Origin of the sequence: Lentzea sp. NPDC005914 (genome assembly GCF_040629405.1) — a bacterium.
Lineage (GTDB): Bacteria > Actinomycetota > Actinomycetes > Mycobacteriales > Pseudonocardiaceae > Lentzea.
Map to the genome: position 1 here is coordinate 114,293 of NZ_JBEXVQ010000019.1, position 25,290 is coordinate 139,582.

The window sequence follows — 25,290 nt, forward strand, 5'->3', positions numbered from 1 at the left end:
CACGTGCGGCGAACGTGCGCGCCATCACAGGCAGCGACTCGATCATCGCTGACAATCAATTCGCACCCGCCTCGCACGGGTACCGCCAGATCAGTGGTTCTACTAAGCGAACTTCGTGTAACGAAGCTCCATTCGTCCCCGATATGGCCGGTTGACGCTCTGCTCTGCCTGACCCTAGTCTCGCCTCGAACACCAGCTCCCGGCCCTGCTGTCTGGTATCTCGCACCGGCCCAGCGCTTCGTTACCGGGAGCAAGCAATGACTCAACTTCACATCCGGTTGGCTGTGGTTGTCCCTGCAACCGCTTTTGTAGACAGGTTTGTGTCATGACCGAAACGACACAATTCGCGACGTTCATGCTCGTCCTGCTGGTTTTTTGGCCCAGTTACAACCTGGTGCTCGCACTGTTCGTCTGGTGGCGCCCGAAACCGGGTGGACCGGAAGTGCCTTCACGGCATCCACTGCAGTACTGGATCATCATTCCCGCGCTGAACGAGGAACGCGTTGTCGCGAACACAGTGCGAGCCGCGCTCGCATTGGAAGGCGCGCGCACACCGGTTCAGGTCGTCGTCGTGGACGACGGCTCGGACGACCGCACGCCGCACGTGCTCGCCGAGATCGACGACCACCGCCTGCACGTGCTGAGACGCAACCCGCCGGAAGCCCGAAAGGGCAAAGGTGAGGCGCTGAACCACGCCTTCCGGTACATCCGGGGCATCGCCGAAGCCGACGGCACGGTGCACCGCACGATCATCGGCGTGATCGACGGCGACGGCCGCGGTGAGCCCGGCATGCTGTCCGAGATCACGTCGTACTTCGGGCAGCGCGACGTGGGCGCCGTGCAGTGCCGCGTCCGCATCCACAACCGCACCAACCTGCTGGCGTTCCTGCAGGACCTGGAGTTCAGCTGTGTCGTGGACGCCTCGCAGTCGTTGCGGGACGTCGTCGGCACGGTCGGGCTCGGCGGCAACGGCCAGTTCGTGCGGCTCTCGACGTTGACGGGACTCGGCGAGGCGCCCTGGTCCGCCTGCCTGGTCGAGGACCTGGAGCTGGGCCTGCGCGTTCACCTGACGGGCCAACGGATCCGGTACGCCACGCACGCGACGATCACCCAGCAGGGCCTCACCGACGTGAACCGCCTGCTGCGCCAGCGAACCCGGTGGGGCCAGGGCAACCTGCAGTGTCTCGGGTACGTGCCGAAGCTGGTGCGCGCCAAGAACGTGGGGTCCGTCGCGCTGCTCGAGTTCCTGCAGTACCTGCTGACGCCGTGGCTGGTCGCGCCGATGACGTTGCTCATCACCGGGTTGGTGGGCCTCAACTTCTACGCGCAGTTCACCGGCCACAACATCGGCGCCATGACGGAGAACAACTCGAACACCTTGCTGGCGCTGGGAGTCTGGCTGGTGGCACTGGTGCTGCCCGGCCTGATCTGGGGCGTGGTGCACCGGCTCAAGCACGGCGACGAGCCGTTGTGGCGGTGCCTCGCGGTGGGTCTCGCCTATCCGGGTTTCCTGATCCTGGGCTCGATCTCGACGTTGCGCGCGCTGTACCGGCACTTCGCGGGGCGCAACGCGTGGGCGAAGACGGAACGTCTGGTGGAGAAGGAAGTTCCGGTTTCGAAGCCGGTTCCGCGGGTCGCCTAATAGGCGCCGGGGTGGGTGCGTCTGCGCCGGGCCGCGTAGACGCCCGCCTCGGTCCGGCGGTCGAAGCCGAGCTTGTGCAGGAGGCTGGAGACGTAGTTCTTCACGGTCTTCTCGGCGAGGAACAGCCGGTTGGCGATCTGCCGGTTCGTCATGCCCTCGGCGATGAGGTCGAGGATCCGGCGTTCCTGCGGGCTCAGCGCGGCATAGCGCGGGTCTTCCTCAGGCCCGCCTCTCAGTCGTTGCAGCACGGTCGACGTCACGCCGGCGTGCAGCAGCGACCCGCCCGTGGCGAGCGTGCGCACCGCGGCCACGAGATCGTTGCCGCTGACCTCTTTCAGCATGTACCCGGACGCGCCTGCCATGATCGCCCCGAACAACGCCTCGTCGTCCGAATAGGACGTGAGCATCAGACAGGCCGGCGACGGCTGCACCAGGCTTCTGATCTCCCGGCACACCGTCACGCCGTCACCGTCGGGCAACCGGACGTCGATGATCGCCACATCGGGTTTGAGCCGGGGCGCCTGGGTGATGGCGGACGTGGCGCTGTCCGCCTGCCCCACCACCTTGATGTCGTCCGCCTGCGCGAGCAGCTGCACCAGCCCGCGCCGCACGATCTCGTGGTCGTCCACCAACAGCACTGCTATCGCCATGTCGCCTCCTGCAGCACCAGCGGGGCGAACCACGTGATGCTCACGCCCGCACCGGGGATCGAGTCCACCGCACAGTCACCGTGGTGGCGCCGCGCCCGAGCCGCCATGTTCGCGAGTCCCCCCGCGTGGTGGGGCACGCCACCGGAATCTTCAGTCAACGGCAAGCCGCGCCCGTCGTCCTTGACCGTGAGTTCCAGCCGCGTCATCGTGCGGTTCACGCTCACGGCAACAGCCACGTGCCGCGCTCTCGCGTGCCGCACAACGTTCGTGAGCGCTTCTCTGAGCGTGGCCAGCAGATCTGGCCTGAGCTTGTCCGGCACCACGGTGTCCAGGGGGCCTTCCAGCGACACGTCCGGCTCGAACCCCAGCAGGCGCGCGGACTCGTGGACGGCGTTGAGGATCTGGCCGCGCAGGCTCGTGCTGCCCGACGGCGGTTCCTGCAGGGAGAAGATGGTTCTGCGGATCTCGCGGATCGTGTGGTCGACCTCCTCGACGAAGCTGCTGATCCGTTCGGTCAGGTTCGCGCTCGTGCCTGTGAGGCCCTGCAACCCCAGCCCCAGGCCGAAGAGCCTTTGGATGACCAGGTCGTGGAGGTCGCGGGCGATGCGGTCGCGGTCTTCCAGGACCGCGAGGCGTTCGGTGTCGCCGCGGGCCCTGGTGAACTCGAGGACCAGGGCGGCCTGGGCGGCGAAGGCCTCGAGGAGGTCGGGGTCGTCGAACTTCGGCTCGCCCCTGCGCCTGGCGACGATCAGGACGCCGATCGTGCGGTCGCCCACGGTCAGAGGGACCACCGCGCAGGGGCCCGCGACCGCGGGAACCGTGCCTTCCTCGTGGCACTCCGCCTGCCCCGACTCGTAGACGCGGTAGCTGACCGTGCCGTCTCTCGGGACCTTCATGCCTTCGGCGTCGTAGGTGCCGCCGTCGGTCACCTCGATCACCAGCGCGCCGGTGTGGTCCGGGAGGGCCAGGGCGGCGAAGTGGGCCCGCGCGGTCTGCCTCGCCGTGGCCGCCACGAGGTAGAGGGCGTCTCTGCCGTTCGTGCCGGTCAGGAGGTTGGTGGTGACCTCCGCCGCCGCTCTGAGCCAGGCTTCTCTCTTGCGCGTTTGCTCGTAGCGGTCGACGTGGCCGATGGCCGAGCCGGCCGCGGTGGCCAGGGCGGTGAGGATGTCCCTGTCCTGGTCGGTGAACTCCGGTTTGCCGGCGAGGTAGAGGTTGCCGAAGGTCTCGTCGCCGACCTTGATCTGGGCGCCCAGGAAGTCGGCTACGCCGATCGAGCGGGGGTCACCGGACGTGATCTCGGGCTGGCCGTCCTCGGCGGTGAACTCCAGGAGCTCCTTGTGGCCGTTGATCACGGCCAGGGCGCCGTAGGGGGCCTCGATGAGCTCGCAGGCGGACTCGACCACGTGGCGGAGCAGGTCGGGGAGGGTGTCGTCGTCGGCGAACGACAGCACAACGTCCAGTACTCGCTGCTCTGTACTCACGTTGCCGCCCACGGCTTCACCCCTTGGGGGGAGAGAAGTGACACCGCACGAACGACTGAGGGTAACTCCCCAGCGTAGTCAAGGGGGAGACCATCACTGCAAACGGTGAGATTCGGGGCTACTGAGAGTAGAGGGGCGTCTCAATCGGACTCAGTGCAGGCCGACGGTGAAGCCTTCGTCGATCACGCCGCGGTAGATCTGCGGGGCGAACGTCCTCAGGCCGTGGTCGATCGGGCCGATGAAGCCGGCCGAGTCGCCGAGCGGCAGCCGGTACCCGTTCTGCACGCGGTGGAACTCCCACAGGGGCTCCATCGCCGGGTGCGCCGGGCGGAACCGCTGCGGGTCGCGCGGATGCAGGTCGACGCGGACCAGGGTGCGCCTGACCAGGGCGTCTGCCAGCTGAACCGCTCGTTCCTGGGTGCGGGAGACGGAGACGGCGCCCAGCTCCTGCCAGCCGACGGCCCACGGCATGCCCTGCGGGTCGTCGAGGCGGATGCCCTGCTGCTCGATGACGAGTTTGCGCGGGCGGGAGATCGTCTTCCACTTCACCACGGCCATCACGCCGATGCCGGTGAAGGCGATGCCGATGACGCCCGCGATGATCCCACCGACCGGCTCGCCGCCCGCGAAGGCCGAGACGGAACCGACCAGCGCGAGGATGCCCAGGACGCCGGCGACCGAGCCGCCTATGAGCACCTTGCGGGTGGCGCTCTTGCCGAGGTCGATGACGACAGGTGGAGGCGGTCCCCAAGCGGTCATGTCCGCAGGTTACCGCTGATCAACTGCTCCGCCGCGGCGAACGGGTCGAGCTCGCCGCTGACCACGCGCTTGGCCAGCTGGTCGACGGGGCCGAATCGCGTTCGCACACGTTCAACCGCGATCGCCTCGATCTCGGCGCCCGCGCGACGCAGCCGGCGTTCCTCGAGCTCGCCGTGCGAGGCCATCCACTGCTGGTGTTCGGAGATCGCCTCGACCACGCGGTCCAGGCCTTCCATGCGGGCGGCGACGGTTTTCACGACGGGCGGGCGCCACAACGGACCTTCGCGCTCGCGGCGGCCCAGCGAGATCATGTACTTGAGGTCGCGGGCCGTCTGGTCGGCGCCGTCGCGGTCGGCCTTGTTGACCACGAACACGTCCGCGATCTCCAGAATGCCGGCCTTGGCCGCCTGGATTCCGTCACCCATACCCGGCGCGAGCAGGACCAGGGTGGTGTCGGCGAGCGCGACGATCTCGACCTCGGACTGACCCACGCCGACGGTCTCGACCAGGATCACGTCGAAGCCCGCCGCGTCCAGCACGCGCAACGCCTGCGGAGTCGCCCACGAGAGCCCGCCCAGGTGCCCACGAGTGGCCATCGAGCGGATGAAGACGCCGGGGTCGGTGGCGTGGTCGCCCATCCGCACGCGGTCGCCCAGCAAAGCACCGCCGGAGAACGGGCTGGACGGGTCGACGGCGATCACCGCGACGCGTTTGCCCTCCTCGCGGAAAGCGCGCACCAGAGCGTTGGTGGAGGTCGACTTGCCGACGCCGGGGGCACCGGTCAAGCCGATGACCTGGGCGTTGCCCGTGAACGGAGCGAGCGCGGCCGCCACCAGGGGCAGCTGGGAACTCCCCTGCTCCACCAAGGAGATCAACCTGGCGACCGCGCGCGGTTCGCCGTCACGCGCGCGGTCGACCAGTCCTGCTACGTCAACAGCTTTGCCCACAAAAGAAGACCCTAGGCCTTCTTGGGCACGCGGATGATCAGAGCGTCGCCCTGACCACCGCCACCGCACAGCGCCGCGGCACCCACGCCGCCGCCGCGCCGCTGCAGCTCGAGAGCGAGGTGCAGGGCGATGCGGGCGCCGGACATGCCGATCGGGTGGCCCAGCGCGATGGCGCCGCCGTTGACGTTGACCTTGTCCTCGGAGATCCCGAGCTGCTTGGTCGAAACGATGCCGACCGCCGCGAACGCCTCGTTGATCTCGACCAGGTCGAGGTCGGCGGGCGAGATGCCCTCCTTGGCGCAGGCGGCCTTGATGGCGTTGGACGGCTGCTCGTGCAGGGAGGCGTCGGGGCCCGCGACGACGCCGTGGGCGCCGATCTCCGCGATCCACTCGAGGCCCAGCTCCTCGGCCTTGGCCTTGCTCATCACCACGACGGCCGCGGCGCCGTCGGAGATCTGCGACGCCGAACCCGCGGTGATGGTGCCGTCCGCGGCGAACGCCGGGCGCAGCTTGCCGAGCGACTCGGCCGTGGTGTCCGCGCGGACACCCTCGTCCGTGCTGAACAGGATCGGGTCGCCCTTGCGCTGCGGGATCGCGACCGGCGCGATCTCCTGCTCGAAGACGCCGTTCCCGGCGGCCTTCGCGGCGAGCTGGTGCGAACGCGCGGAGAACGCGTCCTGCTCCTCGCGCGTGACGCCGTAGCGGCCGTTGTACTTCTCGGTCGACGAGCCCATCGCGACCTGGTCGAACGCGCAGAACAGGCCGTCGTGCGCCATGTGGTCCTGCAGCGTCACGTCGCCGTACTTGAACCCGCCGCGCGACTTCGGCAGCAGGTGCGGCGCCTGGGTCATCGACTCCTGGCCACCCGCGACGACGACGTCGAACTCACCCGCGCGGATGAGCTGGTCCGCCAACGCGATGGCGTCGATGCCGGACAGGCACACCTTGTTGATGGTCAGCGCTGGCACGCTCATCGGGATGCCGGCGGCCACCGCGGCCTGACGGGCGGGAATCTGGCCCGCACCGGCGGTGAGCACCTGCCCCATGATCACGTACTGCACCTGCTCGGGAGCCACGCCCGCGCGTTCCAGTGCCGCCTTGATCGCGACGCCGCCGAGCTGGGCGCCGGAGAAATCCTTGAGCGATCCGAGCAGTCGCCCCATCGGGGTGCGCGCCCCGGCGACGATCACGGAACCGGACACAGCTGCCTCCATGGAAGAGCGAACGGTCGTTAACTAGGCACCATACCTGTGGCTACTGGGCGGTAATCGTGTGAGACCCCGCACAGGAGCACCTGCACCGATCAGGTAGTTACCCTTCCCCGCTATGAACGCAGACATCGCTCGATTCGTGACCGCGATCGACCATGTGGGCATCGCGGTGCCCGACCTCGACGTGGCGATCGCGTTCTACCGCGACAACTTCGGTCTCGAGGTCGCTCACGAAGAGGTGAACGAGGAGCAGGGCGTGCGCGAGGCGATGCTGCACGCGCCCGGCGACCACGACGGCACCGCGATCCAGCTGCTGGCGCCGCTCAACGAGGACTCCACGATCGCCAAGTTCATCGGGCGCTCCGGCCCCGGCCTGCAGCAGCTCGCCTACCGGGTGTCCGATGTGGACGTCGCCGCGGACGCGCTGCGGGCGAAGGGCCTGCGCCTGCTCTACGACAACGCCCGCCGCGGCACGTCGAACAGCCGCGTCAACTTCGTGCACCCCAAGGACGCGGGCGGCGTGCTCATTGAGCTGGTCGAGCCAGCAGCGCACTAGCCACGAACGTCAGCTCGCGGTCGATCGGGTCGTCCTCGTCGCTGTGCCGTGCCACCGAGTGCCGGTAGCTCACGGCCAGCGCGAGGAGTGCCGCGGCCGCCTCGACGTCCTTGATCGCCACCGCCGCCCCGCCCGCGGCGAGGATGACCTGTTTGATCTGCGCCGCAACGTTGTCGTAGCGCGCCTGCATGGCGTCGCGAACAGCCGAATGCGTATCCGCTTCACGCCACAGCAGGTGCGACAGCAACGGTGAGGCGTTCAGGCGCGCGTCAAGTGCCGCGACCAGCCGTCTGAGCGATTCGGCGATGTCTCCGACCACTACGACCCTGCGGTGGTCGACCGTGCTGTCCGGCAGTCGTGCGACGAGCGCGGCCAGCAGGTCTCTCTTGCGGTTGAAGTAGTAGTGCACCAGGCCTTTGGGCACGCCGGCGCGTTCGGCGATGCGCGAGGTCGGGGTGGCGTCGAAGCCGGAGTCGGCGAACAGCTCCTCGGCCGCGGCCAGGATGCGTTCCTTGGCCGAGTCCTCCACGCGTTCCTCCACGGGTGTGTGGGCCCAAGACGCTCCTGGGCCCACAGGTTTCCTGGCTGATCAGTGCGGTTGCGCCGCGGCCGAGTGTGCGGCATTCGCGGCGGGCATTGCCAGTGCCCCCGCGGCAACGGTGAGAACGCCACCGATCCAGGACGCCCACGAGGCGGCCATCATGTCGGTGTAGCCCATCACCCACGGCGAGATGAACAGCAGTGCTCCGAGCACCATCTGCACGTACTCCCCGTAGATCATCGCGGGCATGGCGAGGTCGACGAGTCCGTCGATCGCGATGAGCGCGCCGAGCACGATCATCGTCCACATGGCCGCGTTCGAGGTGTCCACTGCGAGCGGAGAGAGCAGCACCAGCACGCCGATAGCCACCTCGGCCCAGTCCTGCCACCTGGTCCACGCCTTGGTCATCTCCACACACCTCCTCCTTCTCGGACACCTCCATGCTCCGCTTGGTCGGCCGCCCGGTCAAGAAACTTCAGTGGAATCCCTCACAGGCGTGATTCTGGATCGTTTACTGGTCGGTAACCTCCGGCAACCTGCGACGATCCCTCACTAGGGAAGGAATGCCGCCGTGCAGAAGATCCTTGACGCGATCCTGGCCGAAGAGCTGGACGCGATCGGTTCCTTGGACGTTCCGGAGAGCTATCGGGGCGTGACCGTGCACGCGGACGAGGCCGACATGTTCTCGGGCCTCGAGACGAGGGACAAAGACCCTCGCAAGTCGCTGCACATCGACGAGGTCGCGACGCCCGAGCTCGGTCCGGGCGAGGCGCTCGTGGCCGTCATGGCCTCCGCGATCAACTACAACACCGTGTGGACCTCGATCTTCGAGCCGGTGTCCACGTTCGGGTTCCTGAAGAAGCTGGGCGGCCGTCACAACCTGCCGTACCACGTCGTGGGCTCGGACCTGGCCGGTGTCGTGGTGCGGGTCGGTCCCGGCGTCACCGCGTGGAAGCCGGGCGACCGCGTCGTCGCGCACTGTCTGGACGTGCCTCTGGAGGCGCCGGACGGGCACAACGACACGATGCTCGACCCGCAGCAGCGGATCTGGGGCTTCGAGACGAACTTCGGTGGTCTCGCCGACCTCGCGCTGGTGAAGTCGAACCAGCTGATGCCGATGCCCAAGCACCTCACGTGGGAGGAAGCGGCGTCGCCCGGTCTGGTCAACTCCACCGCGTACCGGCAGCTGGTCTCGACCAACGGCGCCAACATGAAGCAGGGCGACACGGTCCTGATCTGGGGTGCGTCCGGCGGTCTGGGCTCGTACGCCACGCAGTTCGCGCTCAACGGTGGCGCGACGCCGATCTGCGTCGTCTCCTCGCCGGAGAAGGCGGAGATCGTCCGGTCCATGGGCGCCGAGCTGATCATCGACCGTTCCGCCGAGGGCTACAAGTTCTGGAAGGACGAGCACGAGCAGGACCCGCGCGAGTGGAAGCGGTTCGGCGCGCGCATCCGCGAGCTGACCGGTGGCGAGGACCCGGACATCGTGTTCGAGCACCCCGGCCGCGAGACGTTCGGCGCGTCGGTGTTCGTTGCGCGCAAGGGCGGCAAGATCGTGACGTGTGCGTCGACCTCCGGGTACATGCACCAGTACGACAACCGCTACCTGTGGATGAACCTGAAGAGCATCATCTCCTCGCACTTCGCGAACTACCGCGAGGCGTGGGAGGCGAACCGCTTGATCGCCAAGGGAAAGATCCACCCGACAGTGTCCAAGGTGTACTCGTTGGACGAAACGGGCCAGGCCGCGCACGACGTCCACCGCAACGCGCACCAGGGCAAGGTCGGCGTGCTGTGCCTTGCCCCGGAAGAGGGTCTTGGTGTGCTGGATCACGAACTGCGCGCACAACACCTCACGGCCATCAACCGATTCCGGGGTGTGTGACCTTCCGGGGTTACCCGAACGGGTAGCGTGAGGGGCATGGGCCTCGCCGACGACCGTGACCTCGTCCCACTGGGATCCGGCTTCGACATCGTCAAGCGCGGGTATGACCGCAACCAGGTCGAGGATCATCTCGAACGCCTCGACTCGGACCTGCGACTGCTCGCCGCGGACCGCGATGCCGCCGTGTCCCAGACGTCCGATTTGGCGCGCCAGCTGGAAGCCGCGCGCTCGGAGATGACCGAGCTGCGCAACCAGGTCGAGCGCCTGTCACTGCCGCCGACGACGCTGGAGGGGCTCTCCGAGCGCCTCCAGCGCATGCTGCGGCTGGCCCAGGACGAGGCCAACGAGATCAAGGCCCGTGCCGAAGCGGAGGGCGGGCACATCCGCGCCAAGGCGGAAGCCGACGCGGGTGTGCTCCGCCAGCGCTACGAGAAGCTGATCGCCGAACTCGACGAACGCCGTGCGGCCATGGAGGCCGAGCACAAGGGCGTTCTCGAGAAGGCACGCGCGGAGGCCGAGAAGATCGTCTCCGAGGCCGAGGCGTCCGCCCGCAAGATCGCCGACGAGTCCGAGGCGCGCCGCGTGACCGTCGAGGAGGACTTCGAGATCGCGATGGCCGCCCGCCGCAGCGAGGCGATGGCCACCCTCGCCGCCCAGGAAGCGAACTCCAAGGCCGAAGCCGACCGCCGCACGCGCGAGGCCGCCGAGGAAGCCGCCCGAGTCCGCGCGGCGATCGCCCAGGAACAGACCACGTCGAAGGCCGAGGCCGAGCGTCGCATCCGCGAGGCCACCGAAGAGGCCAACCGCCGCCGCCACGACTCGATCACCGAGGCCACTGCCCGCATCCAGGAAGCCACGGACGAGTCGAACCGCCGCGTCCGCGAGGCCACCGAGGAAGCCAACCGCCGCACCACCGCCGCCACGCAGCGCGTCGACCAGCTCCGCAACCTCCGCAACCGCCTCTCGCACCAGCTGCACAACGTGCGGACGGCGCTGCAGGAGGTCGTGCCGCTGCTCGACCCGGTGGAGGAGCACGAGTCCGCGGCTCCGGTGCCCGCCCAGGCCGCGCCCCAAGACCAGGCACAGCCCCAGGCCGCTCCGCCCGCGGCACCGGCTGCGGCCCAGCCCGCCGCGCCGCCTGCACCGACCCAGTCCGCGGCACCGCAGGCCACGCCCGCCGCACCGCCTGCCGCACCCGCTCCGGCCCAGCCCGCCGCGCCGCAGGCCACGCCCGCCGCGCCGAACAAAGCCGGTGACGCGCCTCAGGTCGACGGTCCCACGGCCAATCTCAAGCGCCCGCAGCCTGCCAAGAAGGCCTGACAGCGCAACGACGAACAGCACCACGAACCCGCGCGATGCCAAGCTGACGCAGGGGCCCCCTCAGGGGGTCCCCTGATTCAATTATCCCAGCCGGCACCGACAATTTTCGCGTCCCCGCAGGTCAGCAACTGATCTCGTAGACCGCCGGCATCGGCATGTCCCGGCAGAACTCCCACTCCACGTCCTGCCCGGCCGCGATCAACGCCCGCGCCAAGAACGTCCCGTGCGACCCCACCACTACGGTCGAGCCCGGATACTCCACAGCAATCCGCGCGATCGCCTTCCCAGCCCGCTCAGTCAGCTGATCCAGGCTCTCCCCCGCCCCGTGCGCAAACCCGGGATGAGCCCAGCTGTAGGTGTAGAGCACCTCCCAGTCCGCGCTCGGCACCAGCCCCGACTCCCACTCACGCAGCTCCGGCCACGTCGTCACCGCCAGCCCCAGCACCTCGGCGGCCGGCGCGACGGTCTGCACCGCGCGCCGCTGCGGACTCGACAACACCGCCACCGGCGCGAACTGGACCAGACGCGGCGCCAACGCCTGAGCCGCCGCCTGTCCGTCCGCGCTCAAGGGTCGCTCGTCGAAGTCTGGGGAGCCTGGCCTCGGCCGCACGGAATCTGCATGGCGCACTAATACGATTCGGGTGGTCACACCACTCATCATGGGGGAAATGATGTTCGTGAGGTCATTGGGCGACGGGGCCGAGCTGCGCCCGTTGGAACCGTGGCAGGCAGAGGAGTTCTTCGCGCACATCGAGCGCGGCAGGGACTTCATCGGGCAGCACATCGCGTTCGCCGACGCGGCGAAAGATCTCGACGGCGCGCGGAACCTGCTGCAGCGCTACGCGGACAAGGCGGCGGGTGACGCCGCGCGGATCTGCGGGATCTGGCTCGACGACAAGCTGGTCGGCGGCGTGATGCTGCGCGAGATGGACGTGAAGCAGGCGCGGACCGAGGTCGGGTGCTGGCTGGAGCCGGCGGCCACCGGCAAGGGGCTGATCACGCGGGCGGCGCGGGTCCTGATCGACTGGGCGATTCGCGAGCGCGGCATGCATCGGGTTGAGTGGCTGGTGTCGTCGGAGAACGCGCCCAGCATCGCGGTCGCGCGACGGCTCGGGATGACCAAGGACGGAGTGCTGCGCTCGTACTTCCTGCACCGCGGGGTCCGCCAGGACCTCGAGGTGTGGTCGGTGCTGGCGCCGGAGTGGGAGAGCTGATGGATCTGGTGCTGCTGCACGCCTTTCCGCTCGACGCACGGATGTGGGCCGTGCCGGGCGCGCTCACGCCGGACCTCCGCGGACACGGCGAACCGAACCTCGACACGCTCGCGAGTCAGGTCATCGCCGCGCTGCCGAGTGAGAAGGTCGTGCTCGGCGGCTGCTCGATGGGCGGCTACGTCGCGATGGCGGTGGTGAGGCAGGCGCCGGAACGAGTGAAAGGTCTGGTTTTCGTCGACACCAAGCACACCGCGGACGCGCCCGAGGCAGTCAAGACCCGGCACGCGATGGCCGACCGGGTGGAACGCGAGGGTGTCGGCGAGTGGCTCGTCGAGGCGATGCTGCCGAACCTCGTCGGCCCGAACGCCTCGGACACCGCGAAAGCGTTGGTGCGCACCATGATCCTGGATCAGCGCGCCGAGGACGTGGCGTGGTGGCAGCGAGCCATGGCGAAGCGGCCAGACTCCACGGACGTGCTGGAGACGCTGGACGTCCCGTCGCTCGTCCTCGTCGGCGAGCACGACAAGCTCACGCCTCCCGACGTGGCCGCGAAGCTCGCGGTGACGCTGAAGCACGCGACGAGCGAACGGATCGAGGACTCGGGCCACCTGCCGCCGGTCGAGCAGCCCGAGGAGTTCCGCGCCCGGCTGGACCGGTGGCGCGAGCAGGTGAGCCTCTAGTGGTGTGGCCTGGAAGGTTGCCGGGGGAATTCGCGGTCAGACGGGTGCATCGTGGTGCCGCCCCCGCGTCCTCATACCGGAGTCGTATGGGGGCGTGGGGGCGGTGCCGCGAGGCGCCCTGCTGAGCGTGAATTACCTCGCCAACGTTCCAGGACGCGCCACTAACCCGAGGTCACCAGCGTCGCGCGGTCGGGCCACGCCGGCCGCGCGAGTCCCAGCACGCCTGGTGCCAGTGCCTGCGCTCCTCGATCGAACCCGTCTCCTGCGCCGGCCACGCCACGACGTGCGGGGTGCCGGGGCGGATCTCGTGGTCGCAGCCGGGGCAGCGGTAGGTCTTCTGCGCCTGCGCGCCCGAAATGGCGCGCACCAGCCACTCGCCGTCCGGGCCCGACTCGGCGCGCGCCCAGCCGACGCCGCCACCGAGGGGCCGGGAGTCTTCGTTCTTGGGCGCGTTACGACGTGGCACGGCACCACGGTAACCGCTCGTAGAATCAGCCCGTGCCGACCTACGAGTTCCGTTGCCGAACCTGCGACGACACCTTCGAGCTGCAGCGTCCGATGAGCGAGTCGTCCGCGCCGGCGAGCTGTCCCGACGGTCACCCCGACACGGTCAAGCTGCTGTCGATGGCCGGAATCAGCGGTACTCAGCAGCAGCCACAGGGTGGTGGCGGCGGCTGTTGCGGTGGAGGGTGCTGCGGATCCTGAGCACGTACAGCACGCTGGCGACGAGCAACGCGGCGGCGAGCGGAACGTGCAGCGCCACCAGGTGGAAGACACCGAGGAACACCTGAGCGGTGACCAGCGCCAGGAAGCCCGCCGCGTACCAGATCGGCCGAGGTGACCCGCCGCCCGGCCGCCACGCGAGCACCGCGACGACGACGTGGGCGACCGTCACGACCCACAGCGTGTACGAACCGGCGCTGTGCAGGACGTGGCCGTACGGGAGGGTCATCCGCAGTCCCGCGGTGATCGACTGGGCGAAGACGAGCGCGGTCTGCAGAACGACGGTGGCGTGCAGGAGTCTCATGACGCCTCTGACGAGACAGCTGCCCGGAATGTGACCGGCGCTGAGATCGTCAGGACGTCTCGCGGTCGATCAGCACCTCGGCGACCTTGCGACCCTGGTCGCAGACGGTGCCGAACTTGCCGGACGAGTCGATGATGATGATTCCGAGCCCACCGCCGTCGTACGGCACGACGAGGACGCACGACGGTTCGACGTCCTGCTCGTCGGAGCGGTCGAGGTAGGTGACCTTGTGGCCCTTCACGTCCCAGTCACCGGTGGTGCGCTCGATCGTGATCTGCCGGCCCTCGCGGAACCGCAGGGAGACACCGACCTCGAAGTTGTCGATCTTCGTGGTCCAGCGGCACGACTGGTCGAACGTCGAGTCGTAGTTGATCTGGGTGGGCGGCGTCTCGGCCTTCGCGCCGGGGTAGGGCAGGTCCGTCCACTTGAGCTTCGCGCAGACGCCCTGGACCTCACCGTCGATCGGCGCGGTCTGCGGGTCGGGCTCCTCGGAGGCGCTCGGATCGGTCGAGCCCTGCTGGTCGAACGGCGACGCCGCGTCGAGGGGTGCCTGCGCGACCGGCCTGCCCTCGGTGACCGTCCTGGCACAGCCGGACGCGAGCACGAGGACAGCCAACAGGAGCACCAGTCGACGCATGACACCACCATGCCAGACGGGACATGGTGCTCCTGTTAGCGGCTCACGAGTAGTCGCGGAATCCCTTGCCGGTCTTGCGGCCGAGGCGGCCCGCCGTGACCAGGTGCTCCAGCAACGGCGCCGGCGCGAACCCGGGCTCGCGGAACTCCATGTAGAGCGTGCGCTGGATCGCCAGCGACACGTCCAGGCCCACGACGTCCAGCAGCGCGAACGGTCCCATCGGCAGACCGCAGCCGACCTTCATCGCGTTGTCGATGTCGTCGGCCTCGGCGTAGTGGGCCTCCAGCATCTTCACCGCGTCGTTGAGGTACGGGAAGAGCAGCGCGTTGACGATGAAGCCCGCCACGTCGCCGCAGTGCACCGGGCGCTTGCCGAGGTCGAGGCAGATCTTGCGGGCCGTCGCGACGACGTCCGCGCCCGTCGAGATCGTCTCGACGATCTCCACCAGCTTCATGACCTGCGCCGGGTTGAAGAAGTGCAGGCCGACGACGTCCTCGGGCCTGCTGGTCGCGGCGGCGATCTCGATGACCGGCAGCGAGGACGTGGTCGTCGCGAGCACCGCGCCGGGCTTGCACACCTCGTCGAGCGCCGCGAAGACCTCCTTCTTGATCCCGATCTCCTCGGCCACCGCCTCGACGATCAGGTCGCAGTCCGCGAGCTCGACGAACTCGACGGCGGGCGTGATGCGTGCCAGCGTCGCGTCCCGGTCGGCTTCGGCCAGCTTGCCCTTGGACACCGCGCGGTCCAGCGACTTCCGCGCCGCGCCGATCGCCTTCTCGGCCTTGTCCAGAGTGCGGGCGCGCAGCACGACGTCGTACCCGCGCTTCGCGAACACCTCCGCGATGCCGGTCGCCATCGTGCCCGTGCCGATGACACCCACCCGCTGGATCTCGCGCGCCGGCACGGCACTGTCCACTTCGGACGGTGTCTGCGCGTCCTTGACGACGACCGGCGAGTCCGGCCCGTCGTAGGTGTAGAAGCCGCGCCCGGTCTTGCGTCCGAGCAGGTTCGCCGTGATCATCTGCTTGAGCAGCGGCGCCGGCGCGTGCAACCGGTTGCGCGACTGGTGGTACATCGTGTCGAGGATCTCGTACGCGGTGTCGAGACCGATGAGGTCCAGCAACGCCAACGGACCCATCGGGTAGCCGCAGCCGTAACGCATGGCGGCGTCCAGGTCCTCACGCGTCGCGTACTTGGACTCCAACATCTTCACCGCGTGGTTGAGGTACGGGAACAGCAACGCGTTCGCGATGAAGCCCGCCCTGTCACCGATCACGACCGGCGACTTGCCCAGCCGCTCGGTGAACGCGACCACGTCCGTGATGACGTCCGGCTCGGTGACGACCGTGCGCACGACCTCGACCAGCTTGAGGACCTGCGTGGGGTTGAAGAAGTGCAGGCCCACGACCTTGCCGGGACGCTGGGTGACCACGCTGATCTCGGTGATCGACAGGCTCGAGGTGTTCGACGCGATGATCGCCTCGGGCTTGAGGATCTCGTCCAGCTGCTTGAAGATCCCGGTCTTGAGCTCGACGCTCTCCGGCACGGCCTCGATGACCAGGTCGCAGTCCGCGAGGGTGGTGAGGTCGAGCGAGGTCGACACGCGGCTGTGCAGCGCGGTGTTCTCGGCCTCCGTGAGCTTCTCGCGCTTCACGGCCCGCTTCGTCGAGTGCTCCAGGTGCCCGAGGCCGCGCTCGACGCCCGCCGCGTCGACCTCCACCACCTTCACCGCAAGCCCGGTGCGCGCGAGTACCTCCACGATGCCCGCGCCCATGGTTCCGAAGCCGACGACTCCGACGGTGTTGATCTCGCGCGCCACTGCAGACCTCCCTGCGGGGTAAAACGTGGGGTAGAGCGTGGGCTACCAAGGAGTAACTTGCGGGCGACTATGCCACTCCCGGCAGGTACGGGCTCCGTGAGCTTCGCCATCAGGATCGAAACAGTTATCGGTCTAGGAAACGGCTAGAAGCTGCGTTGGCGCAGGTTCACCTGGGTGGGGGAACGTCGGGATTGGGCCGACCGGGATGGGTTGAGCAGCGCGCGTTCCAGCGAGAAAACCCGCAGTGCGCCGGGCAAGTGCGCGTTCCAGCCCGAAACGCGACCCAGACGAGCCCGGCCCGCTCGCCCCGGCCGCGACAACCTCGGAGTCGAGCCAACCGGAGCGAGCTGGACAGCGCACGCTCCAGCCACAAACCCGACCAGGTCGAGTCCAGCCCGGTCGACCTGGCCACGGATACGTCGGAGCCGCGCCGAACAGAGCGGGGCCGGGCAGCGCAGGCTCCAGCCCGAACCCGACCAGACGAGTCCGGCGCCTTGCATCGGGCGTGTCACATCCCGTGCGAGACGCAACCACGCGGGCCGCCTAGCCTCGGCAACCGCGCGGGACGCCTAGCTCGGCAACCGCGCGGGACGCCTTGCCCCGTGCCTCGTGCGCCTACCTCCTCGAGCGTGCGGTCAGTCGTCGAACCCCCTCTCCGCCAGCTCCTCGATCCGCCGGACCGCCTCCCCCGCGTCCTTGCCCGTCGCCACCACGGTGATCGACTTGCCGCCCGGCGCGCTCAACCCCATCAACGCCAGGACGCTCGCCGCGCTCGCCTCCTCGTCGCCGTAGCGAACCACGACGTCGGCATCCAGTTCGGCGACGGTGCGTGCCAGCAGGGCGGCCGGGCGGGCGTGCAGGCCTACGTCGTTGGTCAGCAGGACCTCGGCCGACACCGCGTCCTGCACCAAGTGCAGGGCGGGGCGGCTCGGGGTGGCCGCCGGGGTGTCGCCGGACGCTCGCTCGGCGGCCTCGGCCACGTCGGCCTGGGAGGCGCCGCCCTGGGCTGCCACGGCTGCGGCCACCGCGCCTTCCACCATTGGCGCGTCCACCACGGTGTAGCGGGACGGGTCGTCGGCCGATTCGACTGCCATTTCGGCGGTCATCTTGGCGCTGCCCAGGTCGTAGAGGACCACTACGCCCTCACCGGAGTCCGCGTCTGCCAGAGCTTCGACGACCGAGCCGTAGTCGGTGCCGAGGGTGCCTTCCTCGGTGCCGCCCACGGGGAGCACCGCGACGTCCGGGGCCATCTGGCCGGCGAGTTCGGCCACGCCGTTGGCGAGCATGTCGCTGTGCGAGACGATCACCAGGCCCACGCGGCCGGTGCTGGAGGCCGCGGTCATGCCTTGGCCGCCGCGTCCGCGAAGGCGCGCAACAGAAGCGCTGTCGAGCGGGCGCCCGGGTCGAGGTGGCCCGCGCTGCGCTCGCCCAGGTAGGAGGCGCGGCCCTTGCGCGCCACCATCGGCACCGTCGACTCCGCGCCTTCGGCCGCCGCGTCGGCCGCCGCGGACAACACCGCCGCCACCGAACCGTCCACGGATTCCGCGGCGGCCACGGCCGGGGTCAGGGCGTCGACCATCGTCTTGTCGCCCACCACGGCCTTGCCGCGCGCCACCACGCCGGCCAGGGCGGCTTGCAGGGCTTTGGCGACGGCCTCGCAGTCGAGCTCGGCCGCGTCGCCCACCGCGGCCGAGGCTCGCAGGAAAGCCGTGCCGTACAAGGGGCCCGCCGCGCCGCCGACCGTGGAGATCAGGGTGGTGGCCACCAGCTTCAGGGCCTTGCCGGGCGAGGTCGGCTCCTCACTGTCCAAACGGGACAGCACCGCGGTGAAGCCGCGCCTCATGTTCTCGCCGTGGTCCGCGTCGCCGATCGCCTGGTCGAGGCGCACCAGCTCGTCGCGGTGCTCCTGCACGACGGTGGCTGCCAGGCGCAGCGCCGCCACGACGTCGGACGCCGTGCACCCCACGTCAGACTCCCCAGCGCAGGGCGGGCGTGTGGACCGGCTCGTCCCACAAGGAGATCATCTCGTCGTCCAGCTTCAACAGCGTGAGACTCATGCCCTGCATCTCCAGACTGGTGATGTACGGGCCGACCAGCCTGCGTTCCACCGTGATCCCCCGATCCGCCAGCAGCTCTTCCGCGATGCCGTGCGCCAAGTACAGCTCTATCAACGGAGTTCCGCCCATCGAGTTGGTGAACAGCAGCACGCGGTCACCGGCGGCGAACGGCAGGTCCTCCAAGATCGGATCGAGCAACGCCGACACCATCTCGGAGGCGGACCCGGTCTTCACGCGCGCACGGCCCGGCTCGCCGTGGATGCCGATGCCGATCTCCATCTCGTCGTCGGCCAGGGTGAAGCTCGGCTCGCCCACGTGCGGCACCGTGCACGCGGTCAGCGCCAGGCCCATCGACCGCACCGACGAGATCACCCGCTGGGCCAGCGCCTCGCACGCGGCGAGATCGTCGCCGCGTTCGGCGGCCGCTCCCACGATCTTCTCCAGCAGGACGGTGCCGCCGACACCGCGCCGACCGGCCGTGTACAGCGAGTCCTTCACCGCCACGTCGTCGTCGATCACGACGCTGCGGACCTCGGACTCGGCCATCTCGCCCGCGGTCTCGAAGTTCAGCACGTCGCCGGTGTAGTTCTTCACGATCAGCAGCGCGCCGGCGCCGCCGTCCGTGCGAGCGACGGCGTCGAGCACCTGGTCCGGTGTCGGCGAGGTGAAGACGGCGCCCGGACAGGCAGCGTCGAGCATGCCTCGCCCGACGAACCCGCCGTGCAGCGGTTCGTGGCCGGACCCGCCACCCGAGATGATCGCGACCTTCCCCCGCACCGGAGCGTCCGCGCGCACCACGACCGCCGGGTCGAAGTGCACGGACAACAGATCGGGATGGGCAGCCTGCATTCCCCGCAGCGCGTCCTGAACCACGGTTTCCGGATCATTGATGATCTTCTTCATCGAAGAGCCCTCCCGATCGGCGGTGACCGTGTTCCTTCTTACTCCGGGGGTCTGACACTCGGAACGGGCAAACGACCCCGGTACCGTTAGCCTGCCCTAAGAAATGCAGGTCAGCATTACTGCGAGTAGCGGAGGAACCACGTCGTGTCGAAGAGAGCAGCGCTGCTCGTCGCAGTCGCCCTGACCTTGACCGCCTGCGGCCCGAGCACGCCGGACAAGCCCACGGTCGCGCAGGGCGGCGCGGACTTCGGCAAGGCCACGCAACTGAGCAACGGCTTCGGCACCGAGGCCAAGCCGGGCGAGTTCCCCCGCACGATCAAGCACGCGATGGGCGAGACCAAGCTCGAGAAGAAGCCCGAACGGGTGATCGTGCTCGACACCGGCGAGCTCGACAACGTCGTCGCCCTCGGCATCAAGCCCGTCGGCATCGCCTACACGGACGGCTCCCCGACCATGCCGTCCTACGTCGGTGACAAGGGCGGCACTCCGGAGAACGTGGGCACGATCAACAACCTGAACCTCGAGGCGATCACCAAGCTCAACCCGGACCTGATCCTGGGTTCGAAGCTGCGCGCCGAGGCCCAGTACCCGAAGCTCTCCGCGATCGCCCCGACAGTCTTCTCCGTGCGTCCCGGCTACGTGTGGAAGGAGAACTTCCTCCTCAACGCCGCCGCGCTCGACCGCCAGGCCGACGCCGCGAAGATGCTCGAGGACTACACGAACAAGGCCACCGAGACCGGCAACGCCATCGAGAAGAAGCTCGGCGTCCGCCCGACCGTCACGGCCCTGCGCTTCATGCCCGGCAAAATCCGCCTGTACGCCAAGAAGTCCTTCATCGGCACGATCCTGATCGACGCCAAGATCGGCCAGCCGACCCCGTCCCAGGTGGACGACCTGGCCGCCGAGGTCAGCACGGAGGAGATCGGCAAGGCCGACGGCGACTTCATCCTCTACTCGACCTACGGCGACGCCGCCAAGACCGCGCAGCCGGACGTGCTCGGCGGCAAGCTGTGGAGCGGCCTCAACGCCGTCAAGGCCGGCAAGGCCAAGCCGGTGCTCGACGAGACCTACTTCCTCGGCCTCGGCGTGCTCTCCGCGAACGTGGTCCTCGACGACCTCAAGACCCAGCTCGGCGCCTGATCAACGCCCGAAGAGGAGGCGGGCGAGCCGCAACATCTGCTTGCCCGCCAGCGACGACCGGTCGAACGTCGTCATGTTGAGCAGCGCCTTGAACCGCTGCTTCGTCACGGCCTTCGGGTAGGCGAACTCGCGCAGCCCGTCCTCGCCGTGGATGCGCCCGAACCCGGAGTCGCCCACGCCACCGAACGGCAGCCCGGGGATCGCCGCGTAGGTCAGCACCGCGTTGACCGACACCATGCCGACCCGCAGCTCCCGCGCCAGCTCCTCGCCGCGCGACTTCGAGAACACCGCCGCACCGAGCCCGTACTTCGACTGGTTCGCCAGCCGCACGCCCTCGAGCGCGTTCGGCACCCGGTTGATCACCACGGTCGGCCCGAAGGTCTCCTCGGTGATCGCCAGCGAGTCCTCCGGCACGTCCGTCAGCACGACCGGCTCGACGTACGGCGGCCTGATCGACTCCGGTCCACCGACCAGCGCCCTGCCACCGCGGTCCAGCGCGTCCTGCACGTGCTCGCGGATGATCTCCACCTGCGACGGCATCGTGATCGGCCCGAGGTTCGCGTTCGGCTCGCCGCCCGGCTTGAGCCTGAGCGCCCGCTTCACGGCGATCTCGATGAACTCGTCAGCAACGTCCTCGGCCACGTACACGCGCTCGACGCCCGCGCACGTCTGGCCGGCGTTCGACACCGCACCCCACATCGCGGCCTCGGCAGCCGCGGTGAGGTCCGCGTCGGAGTCGACGATCAGCGCGTCCTTGCCACCGCACTCGACCAGCACCGGCGTGAGCGTCGCGGCACACGCGGCCATGACCTTCTTGCCCGTCCGCGTGGAGCCCGTGAACGCGAGCTTGTCGACGCCGGACGTGCACAGCGCCGCGCCCGTCTCGCCGAAGCCCGTGACGACCTGGAACACCGGGTACTCCGGCACGGCCTCGGAGAACGTCGACGCGAGGAACGTGCCCACACCCGGCGTGAACTCGGACGGCTTGAACACCACGGCGTTGCCCGCGGCCAGCGCGTACGAGATCGAGCCCATCGGCGTGTGCGCGGGGTAGTTCCACGGCCCGATGACGCCGATGACGCCCAACGGCCGGTACTCCAGCGTCGCGGCGTGGTTGAACATCAGCATGCCCGCGGAGACACGGCGCTTGCCCAGCACACGACCCGCATGGCGCGAGGCCCAGTGCAGGTGGTCCATGACCAGCGCGATCTCGACACGGGAGTCGTCGGCGGGCTTGCCGGTCTCCGAGCTGATCAACGCGACGAACTCGTCGGCACGTTTCGACAGCACCCTGCGCCACGCGTCCAGCTTGGTCTTGCGGCCCTCGAAACCGAGGCCGGCCCACCACGCGGAAGCCTCACGCGCCGAGGACACCGCTTCCCCGACCTCGGCCGCCGTGTGGATGGGGTGATGCGCGACGACCTCACCCGTGCGCGGGTCCAGTGATGCGAACCGCCGCTGCTCGCCATCAGCCGACAGCGCGCTGTCCGAAGCGGTCTGCGTCATGGGCCCTCCCGGGTACTCGCCAGTAACCTCGACACTAACGCGTACTTGAAAAACTTTCAGCCCCCGCCTGGCCCCCGTCAGGCGGCAGGCAGGCTGGGAAGAACCGCCTTGGCGAACGCCTGCGCCGCCTGGCAACGGTCCAGCTGTTTGTCCTTCGACGCTCCTACCTGGAACTCCACGATCTCACCCGCGTCACTGCCGTCCTTCGTGCGGACCACGATCAGCTCGCAGGTCGGGAACGGACCGTCCTTGAGCACCTGGTAGCCCTTCGCGCCGCCGCCCAGATCGACCTCGGCGGAGTTGCTGTCGAACTTACCGTCCTTCGGGATGCGCGCCGTCTTGAACTCGATCTGCATCTGCGCGCTCTGCCCCGTCCACGAGCACTGGTGCAGACCGAACGCCAGCGACCGCGGCGACGCACCGAGCACCGGCGCGAGTGTCGCTTTGTCGACAATCGTGCACGGGTCGACCTCGACCGGCGACCCCTTGGGCGGGGTGTACTTCTGCGGGTTGCCCCGGAGCTTGCGGACGGCGCCCTCGAGCACCTTGCGGCCCGGCTCGCACGGTTCGGCCACCGCCTGGTCGCCGGTGCCGGTGGACAATTGGATCCGCACGGCCTGGGCCGGGCTCTCCTGAGTCACCGCGGTCACGAAGCACGACGAGCTCAGCTTCTGCTCACTGCTCTTGAGCCCGGCGACCTGCTTGGTCGCGTTCTTCACGTCCAGGGACGTCAGCGAGTAGCCGATGTCGACCGTGACGTTGAGGGTCTTGCCCGCCTTGTCCTTCATGTAGTTCGAGCAGCGCGTGTAGTTGCTGCTCGTGTACTTCGACGGCGTGCCGACCGTCTGCAGCAGGTCCTTGTCGATCAACGCGCACGGGTTCACCAGCCGCAACCGCTCCGCCGCGAACGCCGGGTCGACCGGCTTGCCCGGCTGCGCGGACGACTTGGTCGACGGATCGGTCGAGCCCGCCTCCGCGCCCGCCTGCACGGTGCGGCGCGTCGAGTGGGACTTGGCGAGCCCGGGACCCGTCGTACAGCCGGCCACGAGCAGAGCGGCGGCGGCGACCACGGCCATGGCACGCGCGGCACGAAAACGGAGCACGACGTGCACGGTAGCGACCTTCGCACGCCTTCGTGGGTGGTACCCCGAGTTACCCGGTGGCACATGTCACCCAGCGCTACGGGAACGATTCAGAAGATCAACGCGCTGTACCTGGTGAAGACCCCGAGAGAAGGAGAAACGTGGTTAACCGAATTCGCCGCGCATTCAACTGGCTCGACGCGTGGACGATCGAGGCCTTCAACCCTGTTTACCCAGGTCGTCCGCAGTCGTAGCCGTTTTCGCGAACTGAGGCCGCACCGTCGCCCACACGGCGAACACCGCCGACAGCACCGCCATGGCGATGCCGGCCCACAGGTTGATGTTGACCCCTTCGGCCTTCTCCAGGTCGGCGTCGGTGGTGAAGCCGAGCCCGATGACGACCAGTACGACGCCGTACAGGCCGAAGAGGAAAGCGATGATCAGTCGCAGGTCGAACAACCGCATGACGGCCTCCCTCAGCCGAAGACGATGTAGAGAACGGTCGTCAGCGCCAGCACTCCGCCGCCGAGCAGGGCGGGCGAGCGGTACCAGCCCGCGTCCTCGCCGGTGGTGGAGTGCGAGCGGTCCTTCTTGGGCGTCAGGCTGTAGACCAGCCCGACCAGTTCGCTGTCCGGCTTCGGCCGCGTGACGAGACTGACCGCGACGCTCACGACGACGTCCACCGCGAACGCCAGACCCGCGCCGAGGAAGCTCGCGCCCTGGCCGGGCAGCTCCAGCCACTTGATGCCGAACGACGGCTCCGAGATCGCGTAGATGAACATCGCGGTGAACGTGCCCGCAAGCAGACCCACCCACCCGGCGGTGGGCGTCATGCGCTTCCAGAACATGCCGACGATGAACGTCGCGAACAACGGCGCGTTGAAGAACGAGAACAGCGCCTGGATGTAGTCCATGATGTTGGACCCGCCGAGCGCCGCCGCGATGAACGCCGTGCCGATCGCGAGCACACACGCGCCGACCGTGGCCAGACGACCGATCCGCAGGTAGTACTCGTCCGGCCGGTCCTTCTTGATGTAGTCCTGCCACAGGTCGTACGTGAAGACCGTGTTGAACGAGCTGACGTTCGCCGCGACACCGGCCATGAAGCTCGCCAGCAGACCCGTGATCGCGACGCCGAGGATGCCGTTGGGCAGCAGGTCGCGCATCAGCAACGGCAGCACGTTGTTGTAGACCACACCGGTGCTCGTGTCGCCCGACTTGAGCTTCGCCATCTCCGGCACGATCACCGCGGCGATGATGCCGGGGATGACGATGATCGCCGGGATGAGCGCCTTCGGGTACGACCCGATGATCGGCGTGCGCTTGGCCGCCGACATCGACTTCGCGCTCATCGCGCGCTGCACCTCGGCGAAGTTCGTCGTCCAGTACCCGAACGACAGCACGAAGCCGAGCCCGAACACCAGCCCGACGACACTCCACACCGGGTTGTCGATGCCGGTGAGCTCGGTCGCGGGCCAGGCACTGAGCTGCTCCTGATTCGTCACCTTCTGCACCAGGCCCTGCCAGCCGCCGACCTTGATCAGGCCGATGATCGTCAACGGCGCGAGCGCGGCCACGATGACGAAGAACTGCAGAACCTCGTTGTAGATCGCGGCACTCAGACCGCCCAGCGTCGTGTACGCGAGCACCACCAGCGCCGCCACCACGATCGACACCGGCAGCGGCCACCCGAGCAGCGCGTCGATGATCACCGCGAGCGCGAACAGGTTGATGCCCGCGATCAGGATCTGCGCGACGGCGAAGCTGATGGCGTTGACGAGGTGGGCAGGCTTGCCGAACCGCCGCCGCATGAACTCGGGAACGCTGCGAACCTTGGAGCCGTAGTAGAACGGCATCATCACCAGACCGAGGAACACCATCGCGGGGATGGCACCGATCCAGTAGTAGTGCACCGTCGCCATGCCGTACTGCGCGCCGTTGGCGGTCATGCCCATGAGCTCGAGCGCACCGAGGTTCGCGCTGATGAACGCGAGCCCGGTGACCCACGCCGGCAGCGACCGCCCGGACAGCAGGAAGTCGAGGCTGGAAGAGACGGATCGTCGCGCCATCACGCCGATGCCGAGCACCACCACGAAGTAGATGACGAGCAACGCGTAGTCGATCGGTCCCGCGTCGAGCCGCAGGTCCGCCTCCGCCAGGATCGACACCGGCCACCTCCCAGACTTCCACAAAGTCGAACAGCAAAGACCAGGAGAGGACACTACTCCAGGTG

At 68.6% G+C, this 25,290-nt stretch carries 27 protein-coding genes; 8 read left to right on the top strand and 19 right to left on the bottom strand.

All coding sequences use genetic code 11. The features are described from left to right. Window positions 1–325 precede the first annotated feature (325 nt). Entirely contained in the window at window positions 326–1,642 is a 1,317-nt protein-coding gene (locus ABZ345_RS26325) for a glycosyltransferase (RefSeq protein WP_359853944.1), read from the top strand. Here the strand turns inward: ABZ345_RS26325 and ABZ345_RS26330 are convergent. The 5 genes from ABZ345_RS26330 to ABZ345_RS26350 all read right to left on the bottom strand — a co-directional run bounded on the left by ABZ345_RS26330 (window position 1,639) and on the right by ABZ345_RS26350 (window position 6,681). Further along, entirely contained in the window at window positions 1,639–2,292 is a 654-nt protein-coding gene (locus ABZ345_RS26330; RefSeq protein WP_359853947.1) for a response regulator transcription factor, read from the bottom strand. The genes ABZ345_RS26325 and ABZ345_RS26330 overlap by 4 nt on opposite strands. After that, window positions 2,283–3,785 (bottom strand): GAF domain-containing protein, encoded by a 1,503-nt coding sequence (locus ABZ345_RS26335; protein ID WP_359853949.1) that lies wholly within the window; start codon window positions 3,783–3,785, stop codon window positions 2,283–2,285. The genes ABZ345_RS26330 and ABZ345_RS26335 overlap by 10 nt, the downstream gene beginning before the upstream one ends. A 138-nt stretch (window positions 3,786–3,923) precedes the next feature. Beyond that, window positions 3,924–4,532: a hypothetical protein gene (locus ABZ345_RS26340; protein WP_359853951.1), complete on the bottom strand. Its 609-nt coding sequence runs from the start codon at window positions 4,530–4,532 to the stop codon at window positions 3,924–3,926. Beyond that, window positions 4,529–5,479, bottom strand: a complete 951-nt coding sequence (gene meaB / locus ABZ345_RS26345; RefSeq protein WP_359853954.1) for a methylmalonyl Co-A mutase-associated GTPase MeaB — start codon at window positions 5,477–5,479, stop codon at window positions 4,529–4,531. The genes ABZ345_RS26340 and meaB overlap by 4 nt, the downstream gene beginning before the upstream one ends. A gap of 11 nt (window positions 5,480–5,490) precedes the next feature. Further along, window positions 5,491–6,681 (bottom strand): acetyl-CoA C-acetyltransferase, encoded by a 1,191-nt coding sequence (locus tag ABZ345_RS26350; protein ID WP_359853956.1) that lies wholly within the window; start codon window positions 6,679–6,681, stop codon window positions 5,491–5,493. Between the two features lie 124 nt (window positions 6,682–6,805). Here ABZ345_RS26350 and mce point away from each other — a divergent pair, with 124 nt between their 5' ends. Next, window positions 6,806–7,246 (top strand): methylmalonyl-CoA epimerase, encoded by a 441-nt coding sequence (gene mce / locus ABZ345_RS26355; protein ID WP_359853959.1) that lies wholly within the window; start codon window positions 6,806–6,808, stop codon window positions 7,244–7,246. Here mce and ABZ345_RS26360 read toward each other — a convergent pair. Both ABZ345_RS26360 and ABZ345_RS26365 read right to left on the bottom strand, forming a co-directional pair. Then, on the bottom strand, window positions 7,215–7,775 hold the full coding sequence (locus ABZ345_RS26360) for a TetR family transcriptional regulator (RefSeq protein WP_359853962.1): 561 nt from the start codon (window positions 7,773–7,775) through the stop codon (window positions 7,215–7,217). The genes mce and ABZ345_RS26360 overlap by 32 nt on opposite strands. Before the next feature lie 60 nt (window positions 7,776–7,835). Beyond that, window positions 7,836–8,195: an SPW repeat protein gene (locus ABZ345_RS26365; RefSeq protein ID WP_359853964.1), complete on the bottom strand. Its 360-nt coding sequence runs from the start codon at window positions 8,193–8,195 to the stop codon at window positions 7,836–7,838. Window positions 8,196–8,358: 163 nt separating this feature from the next. Here ABZ345_RS26365 and ccrA point away from each other — a divergent pair, with 163 nt between their 5' ends. Continuing rightward, window positions 8,359–9,672, top strand: a complete 1,314-nt coding sequence (ccrA, locus tag ABZ345_RS26370) for a crotonyl-CoA carboxylase/reductase (RefSeq protein ID WP_359853967.1) — start codon at window positions 8,359–8,361, stop codon at window positions 9,670–9,672. A gap of 36 nt (window positions 9,673–9,708) precedes the next feature. Further along, complete coding sequence (locus ABZ345_RS26375; RefSeq protein ID WP_359853970.1) at window positions 9,709–10,992, top strand: chromosome segregation protein; 1,284 nt, start codon at window positions 9,709–9,711, stop codon at window positions 10,990–10,992. Window positions 10,993–11,113: 121 nt separating this feature from the next. On the opposite strand, the gene ABZ345_RS26380 is transcribed toward ABZ345_RS26375, so the two are convergent. Further along, complete coding sequence (locus ABZ345_RS26380) at window positions 11,114–11,653, bottom strand: histidine phosphatase family protein (protein ID WP_359853973.1); 540 nt, start codon at window positions 11,651–11,653, stop codon at window positions 11,114–11,116. Between the two features lie 7 nt (window positions 11,654–11,660). Here ABZ345_RS26380 and ABZ345_RS26385 point away from each other — a divergent pair, with 7 nt between their 5' ends. Together ABZ345_RS26385 and ABZ345_RS26390 are read left to right on the top strand one after the other, a co-directional pair. Beyond that, window positions 11,661–12,206 carry a GNAT family protein gene (locus tag ABZ345_RS26385; RefSeq protein ID WP_359853976.1) on the top strand — a complete coding sequence of 182 codons (546 nt, stop codon included), beginning with the start codon at window positions 11,661–11,663 and terminating at the stop codon, window positions 12,204–12,206. Next, a complete protein-coding gene (locus ABZ345_RS26390) occupies window positions 12,206–12,886 on the top strand; it encodes an alpha/beta fold hydrolase (RefSeq protein WP_359853979.1) in 681 nt (226 codons plus the stop codon). The genes ABZ345_RS26385 and ABZ345_RS26390 overlap by 1 nt, the downstream gene beginning before the upstream one ends. A 172-nt stretch (window positions 12,887–13,058) precedes the next feature. Here the strand turns inward: ABZ345_RS26390 and ABZ345_RS26395 are convergent, their stop codons facing one another. After that, entirely contained in the window at window positions 13,059–13,352 is a 294-nt protein-coding gene (locus tag ABZ345_RS26395; RefSeq protein ID WP_359853982.1) for a hypothetical protein, read from the bottom strand. A 32-nt stretch (window positions 13,353–13,384) separates the two neighbouring features. Between ABZ345_RS26395 and ABZ345_RS26400 the strand changes: the two genes are divergently transcribed. Next, a complete protein-coding gene (locus ABZ345_RS26400; RefSeq protein WP_359853984.1) occupies window positions 13,385–13,591 on the top strand; it encodes a zinc ribbon domain-containing protein in 207 nt (68 codons plus the stop codon). Here ABZ345_RS26400 and ABZ345_RS26405 read toward each other — a convergent pair. The 6 genes from ABZ345_RS26405 to dhaK all read right to left on the bottom strand — a co-directional run bounded on the left by ABZ345_RS26405 (window position 13,521) and on the right by dhaK (window position 19,329). Next, a complete protein-coding gene (locus tag ABZ345_RS26405) occupies window positions 13,521–13,913 on the bottom strand; it encodes a hypothetical protein (RefSeq protein ID WP_359853987.1) in 393 nt (130 codons plus the stop codon). The two genes, ABZ345_RS26400 and ABZ345_RS26405, sit on opposite strands and share 71 nt — an antisense overlap. 49 nt (window positions 13,914–13,962) lie before the next feature. Beyond that, window positions 13,963–14,550 (bottom strand): DUF3558 domain-containing protein, encoded by a 588-nt coding sequence (locus tag ABZ345_RS26410; protein WP_359853990.1) that lies wholly within the window; start codon window positions 14,548–14,550, stop codon window positions 13,963–13,965. Window positions 14,551–14,593: 43 nt separating this feature from the next. Next, complete coding sequence (locus tag ABZ345_RS26415; protein ID WP_359853993.1) at window positions 14,594–16,369, bottom strand: 3-hydroxybutyryl-CoA dehydrogenase; 1,776 nt, start codon at window positions 16,367–16,369, stop codon at window positions 14,594–14,596. 635 nt (window positions 16,370–17,004) lie between these two features. Further along, window positions 17,005–17,712 carry a dihydroxyacetone kinase phosphoryl donor subunit DhaM gene (dhaM, locus tag ABZ345_RS26420; RefSeq protein ID WP_359853996.1) on the bottom strand — a complete coding sequence of 236 codons (708 nt, stop codon included), beginning with the start codon at window positions 17,710–17,712 and terminating at the stop codon, window positions 17,005–17,007. After that, the gene (gene dhaL / locus ABZ345_RS26425) at window positions 17,709–18,335 is read right to left on the bottom strand and encodes a dihydroxyacetone kinase subunit DhaL (protein WP_359853999.1); all 627 of its coding nucleotides are present in this window, start codon (window positions 18,333–18,335) and stop codon (window positions 17,709–17,711) included. The genes dhaM and dhaL overlap by 4 nt, the downstream gene beginning before the upstream one ends. Window position 18,336: 1 nt before the next feature. Then, window positions 18,337–19,329 carry a dihydroxyacetone kinase subunit DhaK gene (gene dhaK, locus ABZ345_RS26430; RefSeq protein ID WP_359854001.1) on the bottom strand — a complete coding sequence of 331 codons (993 nt, stop codon included), beginning with the start codon at window positions 19,327–19,329 and terminating at the stop codon, window positions 18,337–18,339. 144 nt (window positions 19,330–19,473) lie between these two features. Here dhaK and ABZ345_RS26435 point away from each other — a divergent pair, with 144 nt between their 5' ends. After that, entirely contained in the window at window positions 19,474–20,469 is a 996-nt protein-coding gene (locus ABZ345_RS26435) for an iron-siderophore ABC transporter substrate-binding protein (RefSeq protein WP_359854004.1), read from the top strand. Here the strand turns inward: ABZ345_RS26435 and ABZ345_RS26440 are convergent, their stop codons facing one another. The 4 genes from ABZ345_RS26440 to ABZ345_RS26455 all read right to left on the bottom strand — a co-directional run bounded on the left by ABZ345_RS26440 (window position 20,470) and on the right by ABZ345_RS26455 (window position 25,225). Beyond that, window positions 20,470–21,975, bottom strand: coding sequence for an aldehyde dehydrogenase family protein (locus ABZ345_RS26440; RefSeq protein WP_359854007.1), 1,506 nt, complete (start codon window positions 21,973–21,975; stop codon window positions 20,470–20,472). 77 nt (window positions 21,976–22,052) lie between these two features. Further along, window positions 22,053–23,078 carry a hypothetical protein gene (locus tag ABZ345_RS26445; protein ID WP_359854010.1) on the bottom strand — a complete coding sequence of 342 codons (1,026 nt, stop codon included), beginning with the start codon at window positions 23,076–23,078 and terminating at the stop codon, window positions 22,053–22,055. Window positions 23,079–23,276: 198 nt separating this feature from the next. Continuing rightward, window positions 23,277–23,522, bottom strand: coding sequence for a hypothetical protein (locus tag ABZ345_RS26450; protein WP_359854013.1), 246 nt, complete (start codon window positions 23,520–23,522; stop codon window positions 23,277–23,279). An 11-nt stretch (window positions 23,523–23,533) separates the two neighbouring features. Then, entirely contained in the window at window positions 23,534–25,225 is a 1,692-nt protein-coding gene (locus ABZ345_RS26455) for a sodium:solute symporter family protein (RefSeq protein ID WP_359854016.1), read from the bottom strand. Between the last annotated feature and the right edge of the window lie 65 nt (window positions 25,226–25,290).